General features: G+C 73.8%; 13 protein-coding genes. 8 read left to right on the top strand and 5 right to left on the bottom strand.

Annotated features, from left to right (window positions below; translation table 11 throughout):
- Positions 1-107: 107 nt before the first annotated feature.
- Positions 108-422 (bottom strand): type II toxin-antitoxin system PemK/MazF family toxin, encoded by a 315-nt coding sequence (locus AB0J80_RS31705; RefSeq protein WP_364712298.1) that lies wholly within the window; start codon positions 420-422, stop codon positions 108-110.
- Positions 423-591: 169 nt separating this feature from the next.
- On the opposite strand from AB0J80_RS31705, the gene gndA reads away from it, so the two are divergent.
- Positions 592-2025, top strand: a complete 1434-nt coding sequence (gndA, locus tag AB0J80_RS31700) for an NADP-dependent phosphogluconate dehydrogenase (RefSeq protein ID WP_364712295.1) — start codon at positions 592-594, stop codon at positions 2023-2025.
- Here gndA and AB0J80_RS31695 read toward each other — a convergent pair.
- A complete protein-coding gene (locus AB0J80_RS31695) occupies positions 2022-4358 on the bottom strand; it encodes a bifunctional diguanylate cyclase/phosphodiesterase (protein ID WP_364712294.1) in 2337 nt (778 codons plus the stop codon). The two genes, gndA and AB0J80_RS31695, sit on opposite strands and share 4 nt — an antisense overlap.
- Positions 4359-4431: 73 nt before the next feature.
- Positions 4432-5346 carry a type II CAAX endopeptidase family protein gene (locus AB0J80_RS31690; protein ID WP_364712291.1) on the bottom strand — a complete coding sequence of 305 codons (915 nt, stop codon included), beginning with the start codon at positions 5344-5346 and terminating at the stop codon, positions 4432-4434.
- Positions 5347-5483: 137 nt separating this feature from the next.
- On the opposite strand from AB0J80_RS31690, the gene AB0J80_RS31685 reads away from it, so the two are divergent.
- Both AB0J80_RS31685 and AB0J80_RS31680 read left to right on the top strand, forming a co-directional pair.
- Positions 5484-7766 (top strand): histidine kinase, encoded by a 2283-nt coding sequence (locus tag AB0J80_RS31685; protein WP_364712288.1) that lies wholly within the window; start codon positions 5484-5486, stop codon positions 7764-7766.
- A complete protein-coding gene (locus AB0J80_RS31680) occupies positions 7751-8413 on the top strand; it encodes a response regulator transcription factor (protein WP_364712349.1) in 663 nt (220 codons plus the stop codon). The genes AB0J80_RS31685 and AB0J80_RS31680 overlap by 16 nt, the downstream gene beginning before the upstream one ends.
- Here AB0J80_RS31680 and pgm read toward each other — a convergent pair.
- Positions 8403-10046 (bottom strand): phosphoglucomutase (alpha-D-glucose-1,6-bisphosphate-dependent), encoded by a 1644-nt coding sequence (gene pgm / locus AB0J80_RS31675; protein ID WP_364712286.1) that lies wholly within the window; start codon positions 10044-10046, stop codon positions 8403-8405. The two genes, AB0J80_RS31680 and pgm, sit on opposite strands and share 11 nt — an antisense overlap.
- 151 nt (positions 10047-10197) lie before the next feature.
- Here pgm and AB0J80_RS31670 point away from each other — a divergent pair, with 151 nt between their 5' ends.
- Genes AB0J80_RS31670 through yaaA form a run of 3 tightly spaced genes read left to right on the top strand, consistent with a single transcriptional unit; the run spans position 10198 to position 13014 of the window.
- A complete protein-coding gene (locus tag AB0J80_RS31670; RefSeq protein ID WP_364712284.1) occupies positions 10198-11814 on the top strand; it encodes a copper resistance protein CopC in 1617 nt (538 codons plus the stop codon).
- A 41-nt stretch (positions 11815-11855) separates the two neighbouring features.
- Positions 11856-12200, top strand: coding sequence for an STAS domain-containing protein (locus tag AB0J80_RS31665; protein WP_364712283.1), 345 nt, complete (start codon positions 11856-11858; stop codon positions 12198-12200).
- 28 nt (positions 12201-12228) lie between these two features.
- Positions 12229-13014 (top strand): peroxide stress protein YaaA, encoded by a 786-nt coding sequence (yaaA, locus tag AB0J80_RS31660; RefSeq protein ID WP_364712281.1) that lies wholly within the window; start codon positions 12229-12231, stop codon positions 13012-13014.
- A 4-nt stretch (positions 13015-13018) separates the two neighbouring features.
- Here the strand turns inward: yaaA and AB0J80_RS31655 are convergent, their stop codons facing one another.
- Positions 13019-13624, bottom strand: coding sequence for an FKBP-type peptidyl-prolyl cis-trans isomerase (locus AB0J80_RS31655; protein WP_364712280.1), 606 nt, complete (start codon positions 13622-13624; stop codon positions 13019-13021).
- 166 nt (positions 13625-13790) lie between these two features.
- Between AB0J80_RS31655 and AB0J80_RS31650 the strand changes: the two genes are divergently transcribed.
- Both AB0J80_RS31650 and AB0J80_RS31645 read left to right on the top strand, forming a co-directional pair.
- Positions 13791-14852: a hypothetical protein gene (locus AB0J80_RS31650; RefSeq protein WP_364712277.1), complete on the top strand. Its 1062-nt coding sequence runs from the start codon at positions 13791-13793 to the stop codon at positions 14850-14852.
- Between the two features lie 43 nt (positions 14853-14895).
- Positions 14896-17466 (top strand): MMPL family transporter, encoded by a 2571-nt coding sequence (locus tag AB0J80_RS31645; protein ID WP_364712274.1) that lies wholly within the window; start codon positions 14896-14898, stop codon positions 17464-17466.
- The last annotated feature ends 34 nt before the right edge of the window (positions 17467-17500 follow it).

The raw sequence follows: 17500 nt of genomic DNA, 5'->3' as shown, positions 1-17500 counted from the left end.
CCAGCCCGCGCGGCACCGTCATCCCCCGAACACCCCATCCCGCCGCGACCTGCGGCGCTCCGTCCACCGGATCACCCGGACGGGCTACCGCGTCCGGGTGCCCGCGGTCAGAGCTCGAAGAGATTGCGCATCGCCTCGGTGAGCCGGGCCATGCTCGCGCCGGTCACCATGCCGATCCGCTCGGCGCCGACCGAGGCGGGCAGGCGGCGCATCCGGTTGATCACCACGACGCCGGTGATCGGGTCCTGCTCGGTCAGGGCCACCGCGTACGGCGGCAGCTCGGTCACGCCGCGCTGGCGCACGATCGGGGCGCAGAAGGGCGACGCGTTGGACCGCTCGTTGTAGCTGTCGGCGGAGAGCACGAGGACCCGGTAGCGCAGGTCGGTGCGGCTGCCTATGGTCCAGATCTCGCCGCGCTTCACGCGCCGAGCGTACCGTCGGACCGATCTTCCCCGGCGCGCCGGGGCGTCCCGCAGGGTGAGCCTTCCTCGTGACCGATCGAACTCCCGGCGTTGTGAATCCGTAACAATGCTCGTGACGGCTTGCGACTGACGGGATGCAGCCCGCCTCTCGCGTGGAGGAAGGACGTTCATGACGGAAAAGGCTCAGATCGGCGTTACCGGCCTGGCGGTGATGGGGCGCAACCTGGCCCGCAACTTCGCCCGCCACGGGCACACGGTCGCCGTGCACAACCGGAGCTACGGTCGCACCAAGGAACTCGTCGAGGAGTTCGGCCATGAGGGCACGTTTCTCCCCGCGGAGAGCGCCGAGGACTTCGTGGCGAGCCTCGAGCGGCCGCGGCGCGTGGTGATCATGGTGAAGGCCGGCAAGCCGACCGACGCGGTTATCGAGGAGTTCGCCCCGCTGCTGGAGCCGGGCGACATGATCATCGACGCGGGCAACGCGCACTTCGCGGACACCCGCCGGCGGGAGGCCGCGCTCAAGGAGCGGGGCCTGCACTTCGTCGGCACCGGCGTGTCCGGCGGCGAGGAGGGTGCGCTGCACGGCCCGAGCATCATGCCCGGCGGCTCGAAGGAGTCGTACGAGTCGCTCGGCCCGCTGCTCGAGGACATCTCGGCCAAGGTGGACGGCGAGCCGTGCTGCGTGCACGTCGGCCCGGACGGCGCCGGCCACTTCGTCAAGATGGTGCACAACGGCATCGAGTACGCGGACATGCAGCTCATCGCGGAGGCGTACGACCTGCTCCGGCAGGCCGGCGGCCACTCGCCCGCGGAGATCGCCGACGTGTTCCGGGGCTGGAACGAGGGGCGGCTGGGCTCGTACCTGATCGAGATCACCGCCGAGGTGCTCAAGCAGGTCGACGCGGAGACCGGCAAGCCGTTCGTCGACGTGGTGGTGGACCAGGCGGAGCAGAAGGGCACCGGCCGCTGGACCGTGCAGTCGGCGCTGGACCTGGGCGTACCGGTGAGCGGCATCGCCGAGGCGGTCTTCGCGCGGGCCCTGTCCGGCGGCGCCGACGTGCGCAAGGCGGCGGCCGGCCGGCTGCCCGGGCCGTCGGCGCAGACCGGCGCCGGCGGTGCCGACCTGCAGGCGGACGTCGAGCAGGCGCTGTTCGCCTCCAAGATCGTCGCGTACGCCCAGGGCTTCCAGCAGATCCAGGCGGCGAGCGCCGAGTACGGCTGGGAGATCGACCCGGGCGCGATGGCCAAGATCTGGCGGGCCGGCTGCATCATCCGGGCCAAGTTCCTGGACTTCATCAAGCAGGCGTACGACAAGGACGCGAACCTGCAGACGCTGCTCGTCGACGACTACTTCCTCGACGCGGTCAGCGGCGCGCAGGAGGCGTGGCGCCGGGTCGTGGCACTGGCGGCCCAGCAGGGCATCCCGGCGCCCGGTTTCGCGTCCGCGCTGGCCTACTACGACGGCCTGCGCGCCGAGCGCCTGCCGGCCGCGCTGATCCAGGGCCAGCGCGACTTCTTCGGCGCGCACACGTACCACCGCGTCGACAAGGAGGGCGCGTTCCACACCATGTGGGGTGCGGAGCGCAACGAGGTCTCCGCCTAGGTCGCGACCGTGACGGCGGGGGCGGTGGTCCGGATCATCAGGGCCGCCATCTCCGCCGGCGGCAGCGGCTTGGCCATGAAGTAGCCCTGGCCGAGCCGGTAGCCCATCTGGCGTAGCCGCTCCAGCTGCGCGGCGTTCTCGATGCCCTCGGCCACGGCGTACAGGTTCAGGTACTCCGCCAGCTGAGCGACCGCCGCGGCCACCGCGAGGCGGCCGCGGTCCTCGCCGTCGCTGATGCCGTCGACGAACGACTTGTCGAGCTTCAGGACGTCCACCGGGAAGGCGCGCAGCAGGCTCAGGCTGGACTGGCCGGTCCCGAAGTCGTCCAGGGCCAGGCGGACGCCCAGCTCGTGCAGGGCCTGCAGGGTGTCGCGGACCTGCCGGCCCTCGACCACCGACGACTCGGTCACCTCGAGGACCAGGTTGGCCGGGACCAGCCCGGTGTCGCTGAGCACCGCCGCGACCTGGTCCACGAAGCCGGTCTCGCGCAGCTGCCGGGCCGCCACGTTCACGTTGATCGACCGGATGGCGGCGGGACCGTACTCGGCGTGCCAGCGGGCGAGCTGCTCGCAGGCCTCCCGCAGCACCCAGGCACCCAGCGGCACGATCAGCCCGGACCGCTCGGCCACCGGGATGAAGTCGCCCGGCGACACGTTGCCGCGCACCGGGTGGTGCCAGCGGACCAGCGCCTCCGCGCCGGACATCCGTCCGGTGGTGATGTCGAAGACCGGCTGGTACATCAGGTAGAGCTCGTGCCGGATGATCGCGTTGTGCAGCTCGCTGCCGACGCGGGCGTGGTTGACCACCTCGTGGCGCATCCGCGGCTCGAAACGGGCCCAGGAGGCCTTGCCGGCACCCTTGGCGGCGTACATGGCGATGTCGGCGTTGCGCAGCACCTCGTCGGCGCTGTCGCCCGGGCCGGCCAGCGCCACGCCGATGCTGGCGTGCGCGAGCAGCTGGTGCTCCCCCACCTTGAAGGGCACGGCGAGAGCGGCCAGGATGCGCGCCGCGGCGGCCTCGGCCTGCACCGGCTCCTCGGTGTCCAGCAGGACGGCGAACTCGTCGCCGCCGAGCCGCGCGGGCAGGTGGGTGACGGCGCTGTGGTGGCGTAGCCGCTGCGCCACCTCGTGCAGCAGCTGGTCGCCGACGGCGTGACCCATGGTGTCGTTGACCATCTTGAAGTCGTCGATGTCGACGAGCAGCACGCTGGCGGGGAGGTGGGCGTCCAGGCGCTCGCCGAGCACCGCGCCGAAGCGGGCGCGGTTCGCCAGCCCGGTGAGCGGGTCGTGCATCGCCAGGTGCTCGAGCTCGGCCTGCTGGCGCCGGATGCCGACCAGCATCTTCTCGTTGGCGCGCAGCCCGAGGAGCTGGCGCGCGACGACGAACGCGGCGATCAGCACCGCGCCGATGATGACGACCCGCTGGTCGGTGTCGAGCTGCCGGGCCGAGACCGTGATGACGAGGGCCGCGGTCGCGATGACCGCGGCCAGCGGGAGCGCGTTGTAGATGCTGCGCCCGCCGGGCGCCCTCGGCACGCCGGGCCGGCTCAGGACGAGCTGCTGGCGGTGCGCGGCGAGGGTCATGGCCCCGCCCACGATCGGCCCGGCCAGCATCGACGACCAGAGCCGCCCGGTGTCCCCGCCGGCGATCAGCAGGACCGCCGCCACGACACCGGTGAGGGGGCCCACCGCGACGATCCGCAACGCCACCGGGTCGACCAGGCTGGCCGGGCTCAGTGCGGCCCGGCCGATGACCACGAGCGCGATGAGGCCGCCGACGCCGACCAGGGCGGCACCGTGCTGGGTGATGCGGTCCGCGCCGGGCGGGGCCAGCTCGAAGATCACGTACCAGAAGATCAGGGCACCCGCGACGGCGACCGTCGCGCCGTCCAGCAGGACCTGCGCCCAGCGTTGCACCGATCTGACCTCGCGCGGCAGCTGCAGGAACGCCAGCATGAGGAAGGTCACGCCCACGAGCACCGGTGCCGCCACCAACGGCGAGATCCCAGCCGTGTTGTTGTTGAGCGCGACGCTCACGGTGGTCCCGATGCCGACGCAGATCGCGGCGTGCGAGAAGTGCCGCCAGAAGCCGCGGATCGGGCGGGCCACGACGATCATGGCGCCGATCCGCCGGCAGGCCAGGAACGCGGCCATCATGGCGATCGGGCCGGCGATGTACCCGCCGCGCATCGAGCTGAGCTCGTCCCTGGTCACGAGCCACACCAGCACCCACACCAACGCGCAGCAGGCGATCACCAGCGGCAGCAGACCAGGCTGAGCCTGTTTCTGCGCGCGCCGGCGGCCCACCCGCGTGGCTGCTGGTGGCGTGGTCATTCTGCGACCTGCTCCCTGTCGCTGTCCGGTCCTGGCGGAATTCCAGTCGGCGATCACGCAGGGAAGCTGAGAATTACCGCATTCCGGCCGCCACCGGCGCGAGCGTGACGGAAGGCACCGCCGCCGGAGCTCCCGGGGGGCTCAGCCGCGCCACCACCAGCGTGTAGACCGCCACCACCAGCACATCGACCACGACGACCTGCCAGGGCGCGTCGGCGGCGGTCCCATCGACGGTCAGCTGCCCGGTGCCGACGGCGAGCAGCCCGGCGAGGACGTTGTTCGCGACGTGCAGGGCGATCGCCGCCTCGAGCCCGCCGGTACGGACCGTCAGCCATCCCGTCAGCACACCGAACACCACGAGGTCCGCGAAGCCCCACGGTGTCCCCCAGCCGTGGAGGGCGGCGAAGAGCAGGGCCTGCACCGCGATGGGCAGCCAGGGGCGGCGGGCGTACGCACCGAGCGCCTGCAGCAGCCAGCCGCGGAACGCATACTCCTCCGCGGCGGCCTGGACCGGCACGACCAGCAGGACCACGACGACGCCACGCGCCGAGTCCCACCAGCCGGCGAAGGTGCCCTCGACGCCGCTCGGCGCTCCGGTGGCCACACTCAGCCCGACGCCGGCGACCAGGCTGAGCACGGCCGACGCCCCGGCGAGCGGCAGGGCTCGGGCGAGGAGACGGCCGCGGAGCCGGCCGGCGACCGACGACAGCGTCCCGGGCCGCCGGTGCTGCAGGCACAGCACCGCGAGCCACACGGCCGGCAGCAGCACCGCGACGGACAGGAACGTCAGGGCGAGGTCGGCGAGCGGCCCCAGGCTCGGTACGCCCTCCGGCCCGTCCGGGCGACCGGCGATCGCCCCCGCGGCCGCGAAGCCGAGGAAGAGCACGAGTTGCAGGGCGAGCGCCAGCACGACGACGAGGGCGGCCGCCGCCGGTGCCCGCCACCAGCGGTGCTGCGGCGTGCGGTCCAGCCGGTGGTAGAGATCCATGCCGAGGAGTCTTCCGGCACAGCGTGGACGGCGGATCCGGCCGGCGCCGGATTCCCGTCCCTAACCTGCGATAGAGATCGGGTTGAACCGAAGACCGATGTGCGCGCGTGCGCGTGGCGCCTAGGGTCGCTCTCGTCATGAAACGGATTCCGGTCTGGGTGCTGCCCGTCGTGCTCGCTCTGCTGCAGCTCACGGCGTGGCCCGGCCTGCCCCTGCTCGAGCGGCAGCGGGTGTCCGCGGTGGCCGTCGCGACGGCCGTGGCGGTCACGGTGGCGACGGCGGTGGCGCTGTTGTGGCGGCGTACGGCGCCGCTGGTGGTGACCGGCGTGGTGGTCGGCGCGCTGAGCGTCGGGGAATGGGGCCTGCCGCCCGACAGCCTGTCGGCGATCTCGGCCGCCGACATCGTCGCGCTCTACGGCGTGGCGGTGCTCCGCAGCCAGCGCGCCGCGGTCCTGACCGCCTCGGGCCTCATCGGGTGGCAGAGCGCGGTGATGGCGGCCAACGGCGAGATGGGCGCCGACTATCCGGCCGGTGTCGGCTTCCTCGTGGCCCTCTACGTGACCGTCGTGGCGCTGGGCCGTGCCCGGCATCGCTGGCACGCCGACCGGGCCCGGGCGGCCGCCGAGCTGGCCGAGGCGGAGGACCGCCGGTCGCGGGCCGCGGACAACGAGCGTCACCGGCTCGCCCGCGAGCTGCACGACGTGACCGCGCACCACCTGACGTCGATCGTCGTGATCGCCTCCGCCGCCCAGCGGATCGGGGCGTCCCGGCCGGAGCTGGTGACCGAGGCCCGCGACTTCGCCGCCCGGACCGGCCGCGAGACGCTCGCCGCCCTGCACCGGCTGGTCGCCCTCCTGCAGTGGCCGGACGAGCGGCCCGGCGGCGGGGGGACCCCGCTCGAGGAGCTGGCCGAGGGCTTCCGCCGGCTGGGCCAGCGGGTGACGGTCACGGCTTCGGCGGCACCGGTGCCGGCCGTCGCGGACGCCGCGTACGGGATCGCGCGCGAGGCGCTCACGAACACCCTGCGCTACGCCCCCGGCTCCGCCGTCGATCTCCGGCTAGAAACCGTACCCGCCGGTGTGGAGCTGACCGTGGCCGACGACGGGCCCGCAGCACCGGACGGCGCCGCCGCCGGCCGGCTGGGCTCCGGGCGCGGTCTCACCGGCATGCGCGAGCGCGCGGAGGCAGTCGGTGGGACCCTCGAGGCCGGCCCGCGCGACGGAGGCGGATGGCAGGTGCGGGCGGTTCTCCCGGACGGCCCCCTCCCCGCCGTGGCGCGGGTCCGGCGTCCGGACACCGATCGGGTCATCGACGCCGCGGTGCCGCTGCTGGCACTGGTGCCGCCCGCGTTCGCCCTGCTGGTGCTGGTCGGCGAACGGTCCGTGACACCCGGCCGGGCCCCGCTGGCGGCGCTGGTGATCATCGCGCATGCCGCACCCCTGATCTGGCGTCGCAACCGGCCGTGGATCGTCCTGGCGGCCGCTGTGGCGACGATGTGGCTGTGGCCCGCGCTGCTGGCCGTGGGTCTGGCCTCCCTCAGCCACGGCTGGATCGCCGCCGCGGGCCTGAGCGTGGAGGTGCTGGCGGTGCACGCCGTCGCCCGCTACGGCCGGGATCCGGTGCTGTCCTGGCTGTCGATGCTCGCGGTGATGATCACGACGATCCCGGCGTTCACGCTGATGTTCGTGCTCGACCCACCGCCCGAGGACGCCGGTGACCCGCCCGCGCTGCTGTTGTTCCTCATGACCGTGATCGTGGGTGTCCCGCTGGCGTGGCCCGTGTTCGGCGCCTGGCTGACCGGGTTCCTGGTGCGCCGGCGCCGCGACGCCGAGCGGCTGAGGCTGGAGTACGCGATCGGCGCGGCCGCCGCCGAGGCGGGCGCCGAGCGGGCCCGGGTGGCCGCCGGGCTGCGCGCCGCGGTGCTGCGCGACACCGCCAGGGTGGCGGAGGCCGCCGACCGCGGGGACCTCGATCAGGTGCTGCAGTCCGCCCGCACCGCCCTGGACGGCATGCGGGGACTGCTCAACGACCTGCGGGAGACGCCGGCCGACGGTGGCCGTACGCCGCAGCCCACCCTGGCCGCGTTGCCGCAGCTCGCCGAGCGGTGGCGCGCCAACGGCCGGTCGGTGACCCTCGAGGTGACCGGGGCGGCCCGGGCGCTCGGCCCGGACGTGGACCTGTCCGCGTACCGGGTGGTCGAGCTGCTGCTGGCCGGCGACACCGGGCCGGTGAAAGTCCGGGTGGACCTGTCGGGCGACCCGCTGCGGATCAGCGTGACACCGATGCCGGCCGACCCCGGCGGCGAGGTGGCCGCGAGCCTGCGCGCCCGGCTGGCCGCGGTCGGCGGCGCGCTGACCACCGGCGCCCGGCCCGAGATCACATTGCCGAACGGGGAGGTGACGTCATCGCAACCCGCGTGATGGTCGTGGACGACCAGCTGATGGTGCGGGCCGGGATAGCGGCCATCGTGGATGCCGAGGAGGACCTGGCGATCGTGGGCGAGGCCGGCGACGGCGCCGCGGCGCTGGAGGTGGCCGCCCGCGTCCGGCCCGACGTCGTGCTCATGGACATCCGGATGCCCGGGATGGACGGGCTGACCGCCACGGCCCACCTGACCGCCGGGCCGCAGCCGCCGAAGGTGCTGGTGCTGACCACCTTCCACCAGGACGCGTACGTCTACGAGGCGCTCAAGGCGGGCGCGTCCGGCTTCGTGCTCAAGGACACCGAGCCCGCCGACCTGCTCGCCGCCATCCGGGTCGTGGCGGACGGCGAGGCGATGCTCAGCCCCGCCGTCACCCGCCGCCTGATCGACGCGTTCGCCGGCGGCGGGGTGGTCGCCGTCGCGGGCGACGACCCTCGCCTGGCCGGGCTGACCCCGCGCGAGCGCGAGGTGCTGGTCAGCATCGCCGGCGGCCTGTCGAACGCCGAGATCGGCGCGGCGCTGGGCATCACGACCGGCACCGTGAAGGCGCACGTCAACGCCCTGCTCGCCAAGCTCGGCGTCCGCGACCGGGTGCAGGCGACGATCGTCGCCTACAACCTCGGCCTGGTGAGACCTACCCCTTGAGGGCGGCGGACACGACCGCGCGGGCCTCCTCCTGGATGCGGGCGAGGGCCTCCGGGCCCTTGAACGACTCGGCGTAGATCTTGTAGACGTCCTCGGTGCCGGACGGGCGCGCGGCGAACCACCCGGACTCGGTGGCCACCTTGAGCCCGCCGATCGGGGCGTCGTTGCCGGGCGCGCTGGTCAGCACGGCCGTGATCGGCTCGCCGTCGAGCTCCTTGGCGGACACCTGCGACGGCGACAGCTTGCCGAGGATCGCCTTCTCGTCGCGGGTCGCCGGGGCGTCGATGCGGGCGTACGCGGGCGAGCCGAACTTCGCCGTCAGGTCGGCGTAGTGCTGGCTGGGGGTCCGCCCGGTGGTCGCGAGGATCTCGGACGCGAGCAGGTCGAGCAGGATGCCGTCCTTGTCGGTGCTCCACGGGCCGCCGTCGCGGCGCAGGAACGACGCGCCGGCGCTCTCCTCGCCGCCGAAGCCCACCGAGCCGTCCAGCAGCCCGGGCACGAACCACTTGAAGCCGACCGGCACCTCGACGAGCTTGCGGCCCAGGTCCGCGGCGACCCGGTCGATCATCGACGACGACACGAGCGTCTTGCCGATCGCCGCCCCGGCGGGCCAGTCGGTGCGGACCCGGAACAGGTAGGAGATCGCCACCGCGAGGTAGTGGTTGGGGTTCATCAGCCCGCCGTCGGGGGTGACGATGCCGTGCCGGTCGGCGTCGGCGTCGTTGCCGGTCGCCAGCTGGAACCGGTCCTTCTGGGCGATGAGGGAGGCCATCGCGTACGGCGACGAGCAGTCCATCCGGATCTTGCCGTCCCAGTCCAGCGTCATGAACCGGAAGGTCGGGTCGACGTCGGGGTTCACCACGGTCAGGTCCAGCCCGTAGCGCTCGCCGATCTCACCCCAGTACGCCACCGACGCACCGCCCAGCGGGTCGGCGCCGATGCGCACGCCCGCGGTACGGATCGCGTCCATGTCGATGACCGCGCCGAGGTCGTCGACGTAGCTGGAGAGATAGTCGTAGCCGGACACCAGCTCGGAGGCCCGGGCCCGGGCCGCGCCGACGCGGCGGACGTCCTTGAGCCCGCCCGCGATGAGCGCGTTGGCGCGGTCCTGGATCCACTTGGTGGCGTCGGTGTCGGCCGGGCCCCCGTTGGGCGGGTTGTACTTGAAGCCGCCGTCGTCCGGCGGGTTGTGCGAGGGCGTGACGACGACTCCGTCCGCCAGCCCGCCGGAACGGCCGCGGTTGTACGTGAGGATCGCGTGCGACAGCGCAGGCGTCGGCGTGTAGCCGTCCCGGCTGTCGATCAGCACCTTGACGTCGTTGGCGGCGAACACCTCCAGCGCCGACACCATGGCCGGCTCGGACAGCGCGTGGGTGTCCCGGCCGAGGAACAGCGGGCCGTCGGTGCCCTGGTCCCGGCGGTACTCGACGATGGCCTGGCTGGTGGCCACGATGTGGTCCTCGTTGAACGCGGTCCGCAGGCTGGAGCCCCGGTGCCCGGAGGTGCCGAAGGCGACCTTCTGCTCGGCCACCTGCGGATCGGGATGCTCGGTGTAGTAGCTGAGGACCACCCTTGGGACGTCGATGGTGTCGCGGGAGTCGGCGGGTGTGCCGGCGCGGGGGTGCACGGACATCGAGGGGCCTCCTTGAGGACGTGGATCTGCCCGGATCGTATCGTCGCTGTTCGGATTGAACCTTTCCCGGTGAGGATCCGAACTACCTCACGTGACACGGCTTGAGGCGGCTGGGGGGCCGCGGGCTCTACGCGTACTCATCATGCTCCTGATGGGTCTCGCCGTCGTGGGTCCGGCCGCGCCGGCGAGCGCGCATGCCGCTCTGGTCGCGGCGACGCCCGAGCCGGGCAGCGTGGTGAACGCTCCCCCGGCGGAGATCGTGGTGCGCTTCAGCGAGGCCGTCACCCCTGTTCCCGGGCGTACGCAGGTGCTCGCGCCGGACGGCAAGCGGATCACCGGCACGGTCACCGCCGCCGGGCCGCTGCTGAAAATCCAGATCCGCCGTGCCGGCCAGCCGCTGGGCACCTACGTCGTCAGCTACCGGGTCATCTCGGCCGACAGTCACCCGGTCGGCGGCGCCATGACGTTCTCGGTCGGCGCGCCCTCGGCGCGGCCCGCCGAGAGCGACCCCACCGGCGTCCATCCGTCGGTCACGGTCGCGGGTCCCCTGTTCAAGATCGCCGGGTACGCCGGCCTGACGCTGATCGTGGGCCCGGCGCTGCTGCTGGCGTTGCTGTGGCCCCGGCGGCTGTCCCGGCGCGGGCCCGTCCTGCTGGTCCGCGCGGGACTGGTCGGCACCGCCGCGGCGACCCTGGGCTCGCTGTGGACCCAGGCTCCGGCCAGCAGCGGCGCGCCCTGGTGGGACGTCTCGGTGACCGAGCTGGCGGACGTGCTGGCCACCCCGTACGGCCTGGCGCTGCTGGCCCGGCTCGCGGTGCTGGCCGTCGCCGCGGGGCTGCTGCCACCCGTGCTGCGCGGCACCGGCGGGCGCGCCCGCGGGGCGGCGCTGGTCCTGCTCGGGCTGGGCGGGCTGACGACCTGGCCGCTGACCGGGCACGCCGCCGAGTCGCCGCTGCGGGGCGCGATCGTCGCCGCGGACGTGGTCCACCTGGCCGCGATGGCGGGATGGCTCGGCGGGCTGGTCACGCTGGCGGTCTTCCTGCTGCGCCGGGCGCACCCGCGGGTGCTGGGCCGGATCCTGCCGGTCTGGTCGCGCTGGGCCGCGCTGGCCGTCGTCTGGCTGGCCGGCGCGGGCGTGGTCCAGGCCGTGGTGCAGCTCGGGTCCGTCGGCGCGCTGTACAGCACCGCGTACGGGCGGCTGCTGCTCGGCAAGATCGCGCTGCTGGCGGGCGTCCTCGCCGTGGCGGCGGTGGCCCGGCGCTTCGTCCAGCGGGCCGGCGTGCTCACCGCCGGGCCGGGGCCGCTGCGCCGCACCGTGGGCATCGAGCTCGCCGGGACCGTCGTGGTGCTGGGCCTCAGCGCGGTGCTGGTGCAGACGACCCCCGGCCGCACCGCGACGGCCGAGCGCCGGGCCCCCGCCGAGCAGGGCGTGTCGCAGACGCTCACCTCGGACCTGTTCACCCTCCAGTACTCCGTCTATCCCGTGGAGATCGGCGAGAACAACACGGTGCACGGCTTCACGTACACGCCTGAGGGCAAGCCCCTGGCGGCGCAGGAGTGGACCGTCACGACCCGGCTGCAGGGGCAGGACCTGGAGCCCATCACCCAGCCGATGCTGCCCCTGAACCCGCGCAACGACGCCATGGGCGCGCTGACGTTCCCGCTGCCCGGCACCTACGACGTCACGTTCACGGTCCGCACCACGGACATCGACCAGGCCACCGTCCGGACGACGATCACGGTCCCGCAGGTTCCGCGGCGGCCCTGAGTGGGCAGAGTGAAGTCTCCGTAGATGCGAGGAGACCGATCGTGCACGTGTCCGTCATCGGCAATCCGGACGAATCCGTGGTCGTGACCGTGCGCGGCACCCTCGACCTCGACACCGCTCCGGTTCTGCGTACCACCATGGACCAGGTCGTCGACCGCCCGCAGCCGCGCATCGTCGTCGACCTGTCCGGCGTCGAGTTCTGCGACTCGACCGGGCTGAGCGCCTTCGTGGTCGGGCACCGGCGGGCCGCTGCGGCCGGCGGCTGGGTGCGCCTGGCCGCCCCGGGCGAGTGGCTGCACGGCCTGCTGCGCACGGTCGGGCTGATCCCCACCCTGGACGTCTACGAGACGGTGGCCGACGCGCTGGCCGGGACGCCGCGCGACTGAGCGGCGGGCCGGCTTGTAACCTCGCGGCGTGCTCATCCTGCTGCCGCCGTCCGAGGGCAAGACCGCACCGGCCTCCGGCGAGCCCGTCGACCCCGCCGCTCTCTGGCTCCCGAAGCTCGCCACCGCGCGCAAGCGGGTGCTGGGCAGGCTCGCGGCGATGAGCCGCCGGCGCAGTGCCCGGGCGGTCGCCGAGTCGCTGGAGGTGCTCGGGCTCAGCGCCGGGCAGCGCGGCGAGCTCGAGCGCAACGCCGAGCTGGCCACCGCACCCGCGGCGCCGGCGGCCGAGGTCTACACCGGGGTGCTCTACGAGGCGCTGGACGTGGCGGCCCTCGCGCCCCCGGCACGGGCGTGGCTGGACGGGCGGGCCGTCGTTTTCTCCGGGTTGTGGGGCGTGGTGCGGCTGACCGACCGGATCCCCGCGTACCGGTGCTCGGCCGGGGTCACGCTGCCCGGGATCGGCGGGCTCACGCCGTACTGGAAGACCGCCCTGACCCGGCACCTGAGCGCTGCGGGCCCGGTGCTGGACCTGCGCTCCGGGGCCTACGCGGCGATGTGGGCGCCCGGCCCGCAGGCCGTGGCGCTGCGGGTGCTGCACGAGCGGGTCGTCGACGGTGAGCCGCGCCGCTCGGTGGTCAGCCACTTCAACAAGGCCACCAAGGGCCGGCTCGTGCGCGCGCTCGCGGAGGAGGGCGCGGCGCCGGGCTCGGTGGACGAGCTGCTGACCGCGCTGCGCGACCTGAAGTACACCGTCGAGGAGCGGCCCGTCGCTGCGGGCCGCCCCCGTCAGGCGGACGTCATCGTGCGGGAGCTCTGAGGCGTTACTGCGCGGCCAGCACGTCGACCACGAAGCGCAGGTCGCCGGCGGGACGGCCGCCGGTGGCCTTCTCCCCGTACGCGAGCTCGGCGGGGATGTCGAGCTGCACCCGGCTGCCCACCTTGACCCCGACCAGGCCCTCGTCCCAGCCCTTGATGAGCTGGCCGACGCCGACCGGGAACTCGGCGGGCTGACCGCGGTCCCAGGAGGAGTCGAACTGCTTGCCGTCCTTGTACGTCACGCCGACGTAGTTGGCCTGGATGGTCTGCCCGGCGGTCAGGGCCGGGCCCTTGCCGGCGACGAGCTGCTTCACGACGAGCTTGGTGACGTCACCCTTGCCCGCCTTGACGACCGGCTTCTCCTTCAGAGCCGGGTCCAGCTGGGTCTGCGCGGCCGGCGCGCTGGGCTCGGCGGCGGGGGCGGGCTGGCTGGGGGCCTGGGCCGGCTCGGTGGCCGCGGGTGCCGCCGCGGGCTGCTTGGCGTCGTCGTCGTCCGCCACCTTGATGCCGACGAAGACCGCGACCAGCACGGCGATCACCGCCACCCCGGCGAGCGCGCCCGTGAGCGCCTGGCCGCGACGCTGGCCTGCGGTCTTGTCCTGGACACTCATCTGTACTGACTTCTCCTGTCGTAGGACACGCGGGAAACTTCGGACACCGTACTTCCTCGGCGGACATTGCTTCGCCCGGACCTCCGCCGAACCGCCGAGCCGGGTGATCAACTAAACGGCTCGTTACTCATTTCGCTCTTCTCAGTCACTCACACAAGGTGAGACGGTGTACCTCCCCCGCCGCGCGCAGCGAGGGAACAGCGCCAGGACCAGCAAGAACGACCGGGAGGTTCGGTTGCCGGACGACGACCGTACGACTGGTCGCCAGCCACAGCCCGGGGAGCGCCCGACCGACGCGGGCCACCGCAGGCCCTACCCGCCTGTCCCGCCGCGCAGCGGCTACGGCTACCGCACCGCGGGGCGCAGGGGCGCGGCCGTGCCGCCCGAGCTGCTGCAGGACCGGCCGCGCCGACTGAGCGAGTTCCTCATGCCCGCCTCGGTGATCCTGGCCGGCGTGCTCATCGTGGTGGCCTTCGGCTTCGTCATCGCCCGGGCCGTGCGCGACGACGACAAGCCCGTCTCCCTCCCGGTGCAGCCGCCGGCGCTCGGCGACATCCCGCTCAACCCGCCGGACCAGTACCCGATCCCGCTGCCCAGCGCCTCCGACAGCCCGTCGCCGTCGCCCAGCGGGACCACGACCAAGCCGCCGGACCGCAAGGAGAGCCCCTCACCGGCGTTCAACGGGACGGTCTCCATCTCCCGCACCGGCATCCCGGACGTGGTCGACCTCTCCGGCGAGGGCCGCCGCGACTGGGTGCACTGGGGCCAGCAGAGCACGTTCTCGCTCGAGCGCAAGGCCGCCGGCGACTTCGCCATCCTCGAGGGGGCACCGACCGCACCGCGGTTCCGGCACGGCTTCAGCCCGCAGCGCTACGAGTGGGGCGACGGCAACCCGGTGAAGAACTCCGACGGCACCCCGACCGGCATCCGCACCTGCGGCAAGGGCAACGGCTTCACCATCTCCGCACCGGCCGCCACGTCGACGCGCACCCTCAAGCTCTACGTCGGCGCCCTCGCCGGGCGCGGCCGGCTCACCGCCAAGCTGTCCACCGGCGGGCCGAGCGCCAGCAGCAGCTTCGAGCAGCGCGGCAACAACCTGGACACGGTCGCGTTCGTCGTGACGTACCGGGCGCCGCAGAACGGCAAGCTCAACCTGAGCTGGGTCACCGAGGACTCGTTCAGTTCGGATTGCGGCGGCGTCTCGCTCGAGGCGGCGACCCTGCGCTGATCCCCCCGCAAGGGGTGCGCGAGCCGCAGTGAAGGGGGAATCGGTGTTCGCCGGGTGGGGATCGTTCGTGGCCCGGTTCCGCTGGGCGGTGCTCGCGTTCGCGGTCATCGCGGTCGCGGCGGCCGGGGTCTGGGGCATGGGGGTGTTCGGCCGGCTCTCCGAGGGCGGCTACACCGACCCGGGCAGCGAGTCGAGCCGTGCCGCCGCCGTCGTCCGCGAGCAGCTCGGCGCCCGCGACGGCGACGTCGTGGTGATCTACCGGCCCGCCCACGGCTCGATCGACGACGCCGCGCTGGGCCGGAGCATCGAGGCCAGGCTCACGGCGCTGCCCAAGTCAGCGGTGGTCGGCGTCACCGGCTACTGGCCCGGCAACGTCGCCCAGTACGCGGCGGCCGACAAGAAGAGCGCGGTAGCCGTCCTGACGCTGGCGGGCGACGACGACGGTGAGAAGCTCGAGGCGTTCCGCGAGATCGGCGACAAGCTCGCGGTCGGCGGCGCCTCCGTGCAGCTCGCCGGTGGGGCGCCGCTCGGCGACGCGTCCGCCGCCCGCTCGACCGAGGACCTCGCGTTCGCCGAGGCGATCTCGCTGCCGGTCGTGCTGATCCTGCTGCTGTTCATCTTCGGATCCCTGATCGCCGCGTCCCTGCCGGTGCTGGTCGGTGGCTGCGCGGTGCTCGGCTCGCTGGGCGTGCTCAACGCGATCGCGGGCAGCCACGACGTCAACTCGTTCGCCGTCAACGTGGCCAGCCTGCTCGGGCTCGGCATGGCGATCGACTACGGGTTGTTCATGGTCGGGCGGTTCCGGGAGGAGCAGGGGTCCGGGCGTACGCCGGCGCAGGCGGTCAGCCGTACCGTCGCCACCGCCGGGCGCACCGTGGTCTTCTCCGCGACGCTGCTGATGACCGCCCTGGCCGGCCTGCTCCTCTTCCCCCAGGGCTTCCTCAAGTCGCTGGCCTACGGCGGCCTGGCCGCCGTGGCCCTCGCCGCGCTGCTGTCGCTCACCCTGCTGCCGGCGCTGCTGGCCGTGCTGGGTCACCGCGTCGACAAGCTTCCGGTACGCCTGCCGCGCCGCCGCGACCGCCGTCCCGCGGGTTCGGGCTGGGCCGCCCTCGCCGACAAGGTGCTGCGCCGCCCGGTGCTGGTGACGCTGCCGATCCTCGCCGGTTTGCTGGTGCTGGCCGCCCCGATCCGCGGCGTGCAGTTCGGCGAGAACGACGAGCGCGTGCTACCCGCCACCGAACCGGCCCGCCAGGCGGTCGAGACCCTCAAGCGCGACTTCCCGGCGCTGAGCAGCGCGGGCATCCAGGTGGTCCTCCGGGGCTCCGGTGGCAGCCCGGCGGGCGCCGACGACTTCGCGGCGACGGTACGCAAACTGCCGGGCATCGCCGACATCACGCCGGCGGGCAAGGGCGGCGACGTCGTCACGTACACGGCGACGCTCGCCGACAAGGACCCGTTCAGCGCCGCGGCGCGGACGGCGGTCGACCGCATCCGCGACCTGCCCCCGCCGGACGGCGCCCAGGTCCTGGTGGGCGGCACCACGGCCCGCAACGTCGACAGCCTCAGCGCCACCGCCGACCGCCTCCCGCTCATGGTCGGCCTGCTGGTCGGCGCCACGCTGCTGCTGATGTTCCTGGCGTTCGGCTCGATCCTGCTGCCCGTCAAGGCGGTGCTGATGAGCGCGCTCAGCCTCAGCGCGACCTTCGGCATCCTCGTCTGGGTCTTCCAGGACGGCCACGGCGCGGACCTGCTGCGCGTCACCCCCGCCCCGCTCGAGGTCGGCATCGTGGTCCTCATGGCCGCCGTGGTCTTCGGCCTGTCCACCGACTACGAGGTCTTCCTGCTCTCCCGCATGGTGGAGGCACGCACCCGCGGCGCGTCGACGGCGGAGGCGGTGACGACCGGCCTGGCCCGCACCGGCCGCGTGATCAGCGCGGCTGCCGTGCTGCTCATCGTGGTGACGGGGGCGTTCGCCCTCTCCTCGGTGTCGACCATGCGGTTCGTGGGCGTCGGCATGATCCTCGCCCTGTTCCTCGACGCGACGGTCGTCCGGATGCTGCTGGTGCCGGCCGTCCTGCGCCTGATGGGCGACGCGGCCTGGTGGGCCCCGGGGCCGCTGCGCAGGCTGCAGCAACGGGCGGGACTGGCGGAGTACGAGGACGAGGAGCTCTTCCCGACGGTGTCGGTGGGCCGGCACGCGGCCCGGGAAGAGGCCGGTGTCCCGCCCGCCCCAGCACCGCCGGCTGCGGCTGCGGCTCCGGCTCCGGCTCCGGCTCCGGCTCCGGCTCCGGCTCCGGCTCCGGCTCCGGCTCCGGCTCCGGCTCCGGCGGATCGTGCCCCCGAGCCCGAGCCGTGGGCGGCCGTCGTGGGCCTGCCCGTGGCGGGGTTGCCGGTGGCCGGGTCCGCCCCGGGACCGGCGCCGGCCCGGATCACCGTCGAGGAGCAGATCCCGGCGTGGCCCCCGGCCGCCCCGCCGTCGGCACCCGTCCGGGCGACTGCCTCGGTGCCACCGCCACCACCGGGCTTCACCCTGGACGCTCCGCGGCGGCCCCGGAACCTCGGCGACCTCGGCCCGACGGCCGACCTCGGCGACCACCGCGAGCCCTCCGCCTGACCCGCCGGGGAGCGGCCCGGGCGGCGCGGTCAGT

It is taken from the genome of Actinoplanes sp. NPDC049548, assembly GCF_040676695.1.
Taxonomy (GTDB): Bacteria; Actinomycetota; Actinomycetes; order Mycobacteriales; family Micromonosporaceae; genus Actinoplanes.
This window is presented reverse-complemented; position numbering and strand designations above follow the sequence as displayed.

Bases quoted from the DNA above. Each gene is read 5' to 3' on its own strand.
- AB0J80_RS31685 (WP_364712288.1), top strand. From the start codon at position 5,484: ATGAAACGGATTCCGGTCTGGGTGCTGCCCGTCGTGCTCGCTCTGCTG.
- AB0J80_RS31690 (WP_364712291.1), bottom strand. From the start codon at position 5,346: ATGGATCTCTACCACCGGCTGGACCGCACGCCGCAGCACCGCTGGTGG.
- AB0J80_RS31655 (WP_364712280.1), bottom strand. From the start codon at position 13,624: ATGAGTGTCCAGGACAAGACCGCAGGCCAGCGTCGCGGCCAGGCGCTC.
- AB0J80_RS31670 (WP_364712284.1), top strand. From the start codon at position 10,198: ATGGGTCTCGCCGTCGTGGGTCCGGCCGCGCCGGCGAGCGCGCATGCC.
- AB0J80_RS31695 (WP_364712294.1), bottom strand. From the start codon at position 4,358: ATGACCACGCCACCAGCAGCCACGCGGGTGGGCCGCCGGCGCGCGCAG.
- gndA (WP_364712295.1), top strand. From the start codon at position 592: ATGACGGAAAAGGCTCAGATCGGCGTTACCGGCCTGGCGGTGATGGGG.
- pgm (WP_364712286.1), bottom strand. From the start codon at position 10,046: ATGTCCGTGCACCCCCGCGCCGGCACACCCGCCGACTCCCGCGACACC.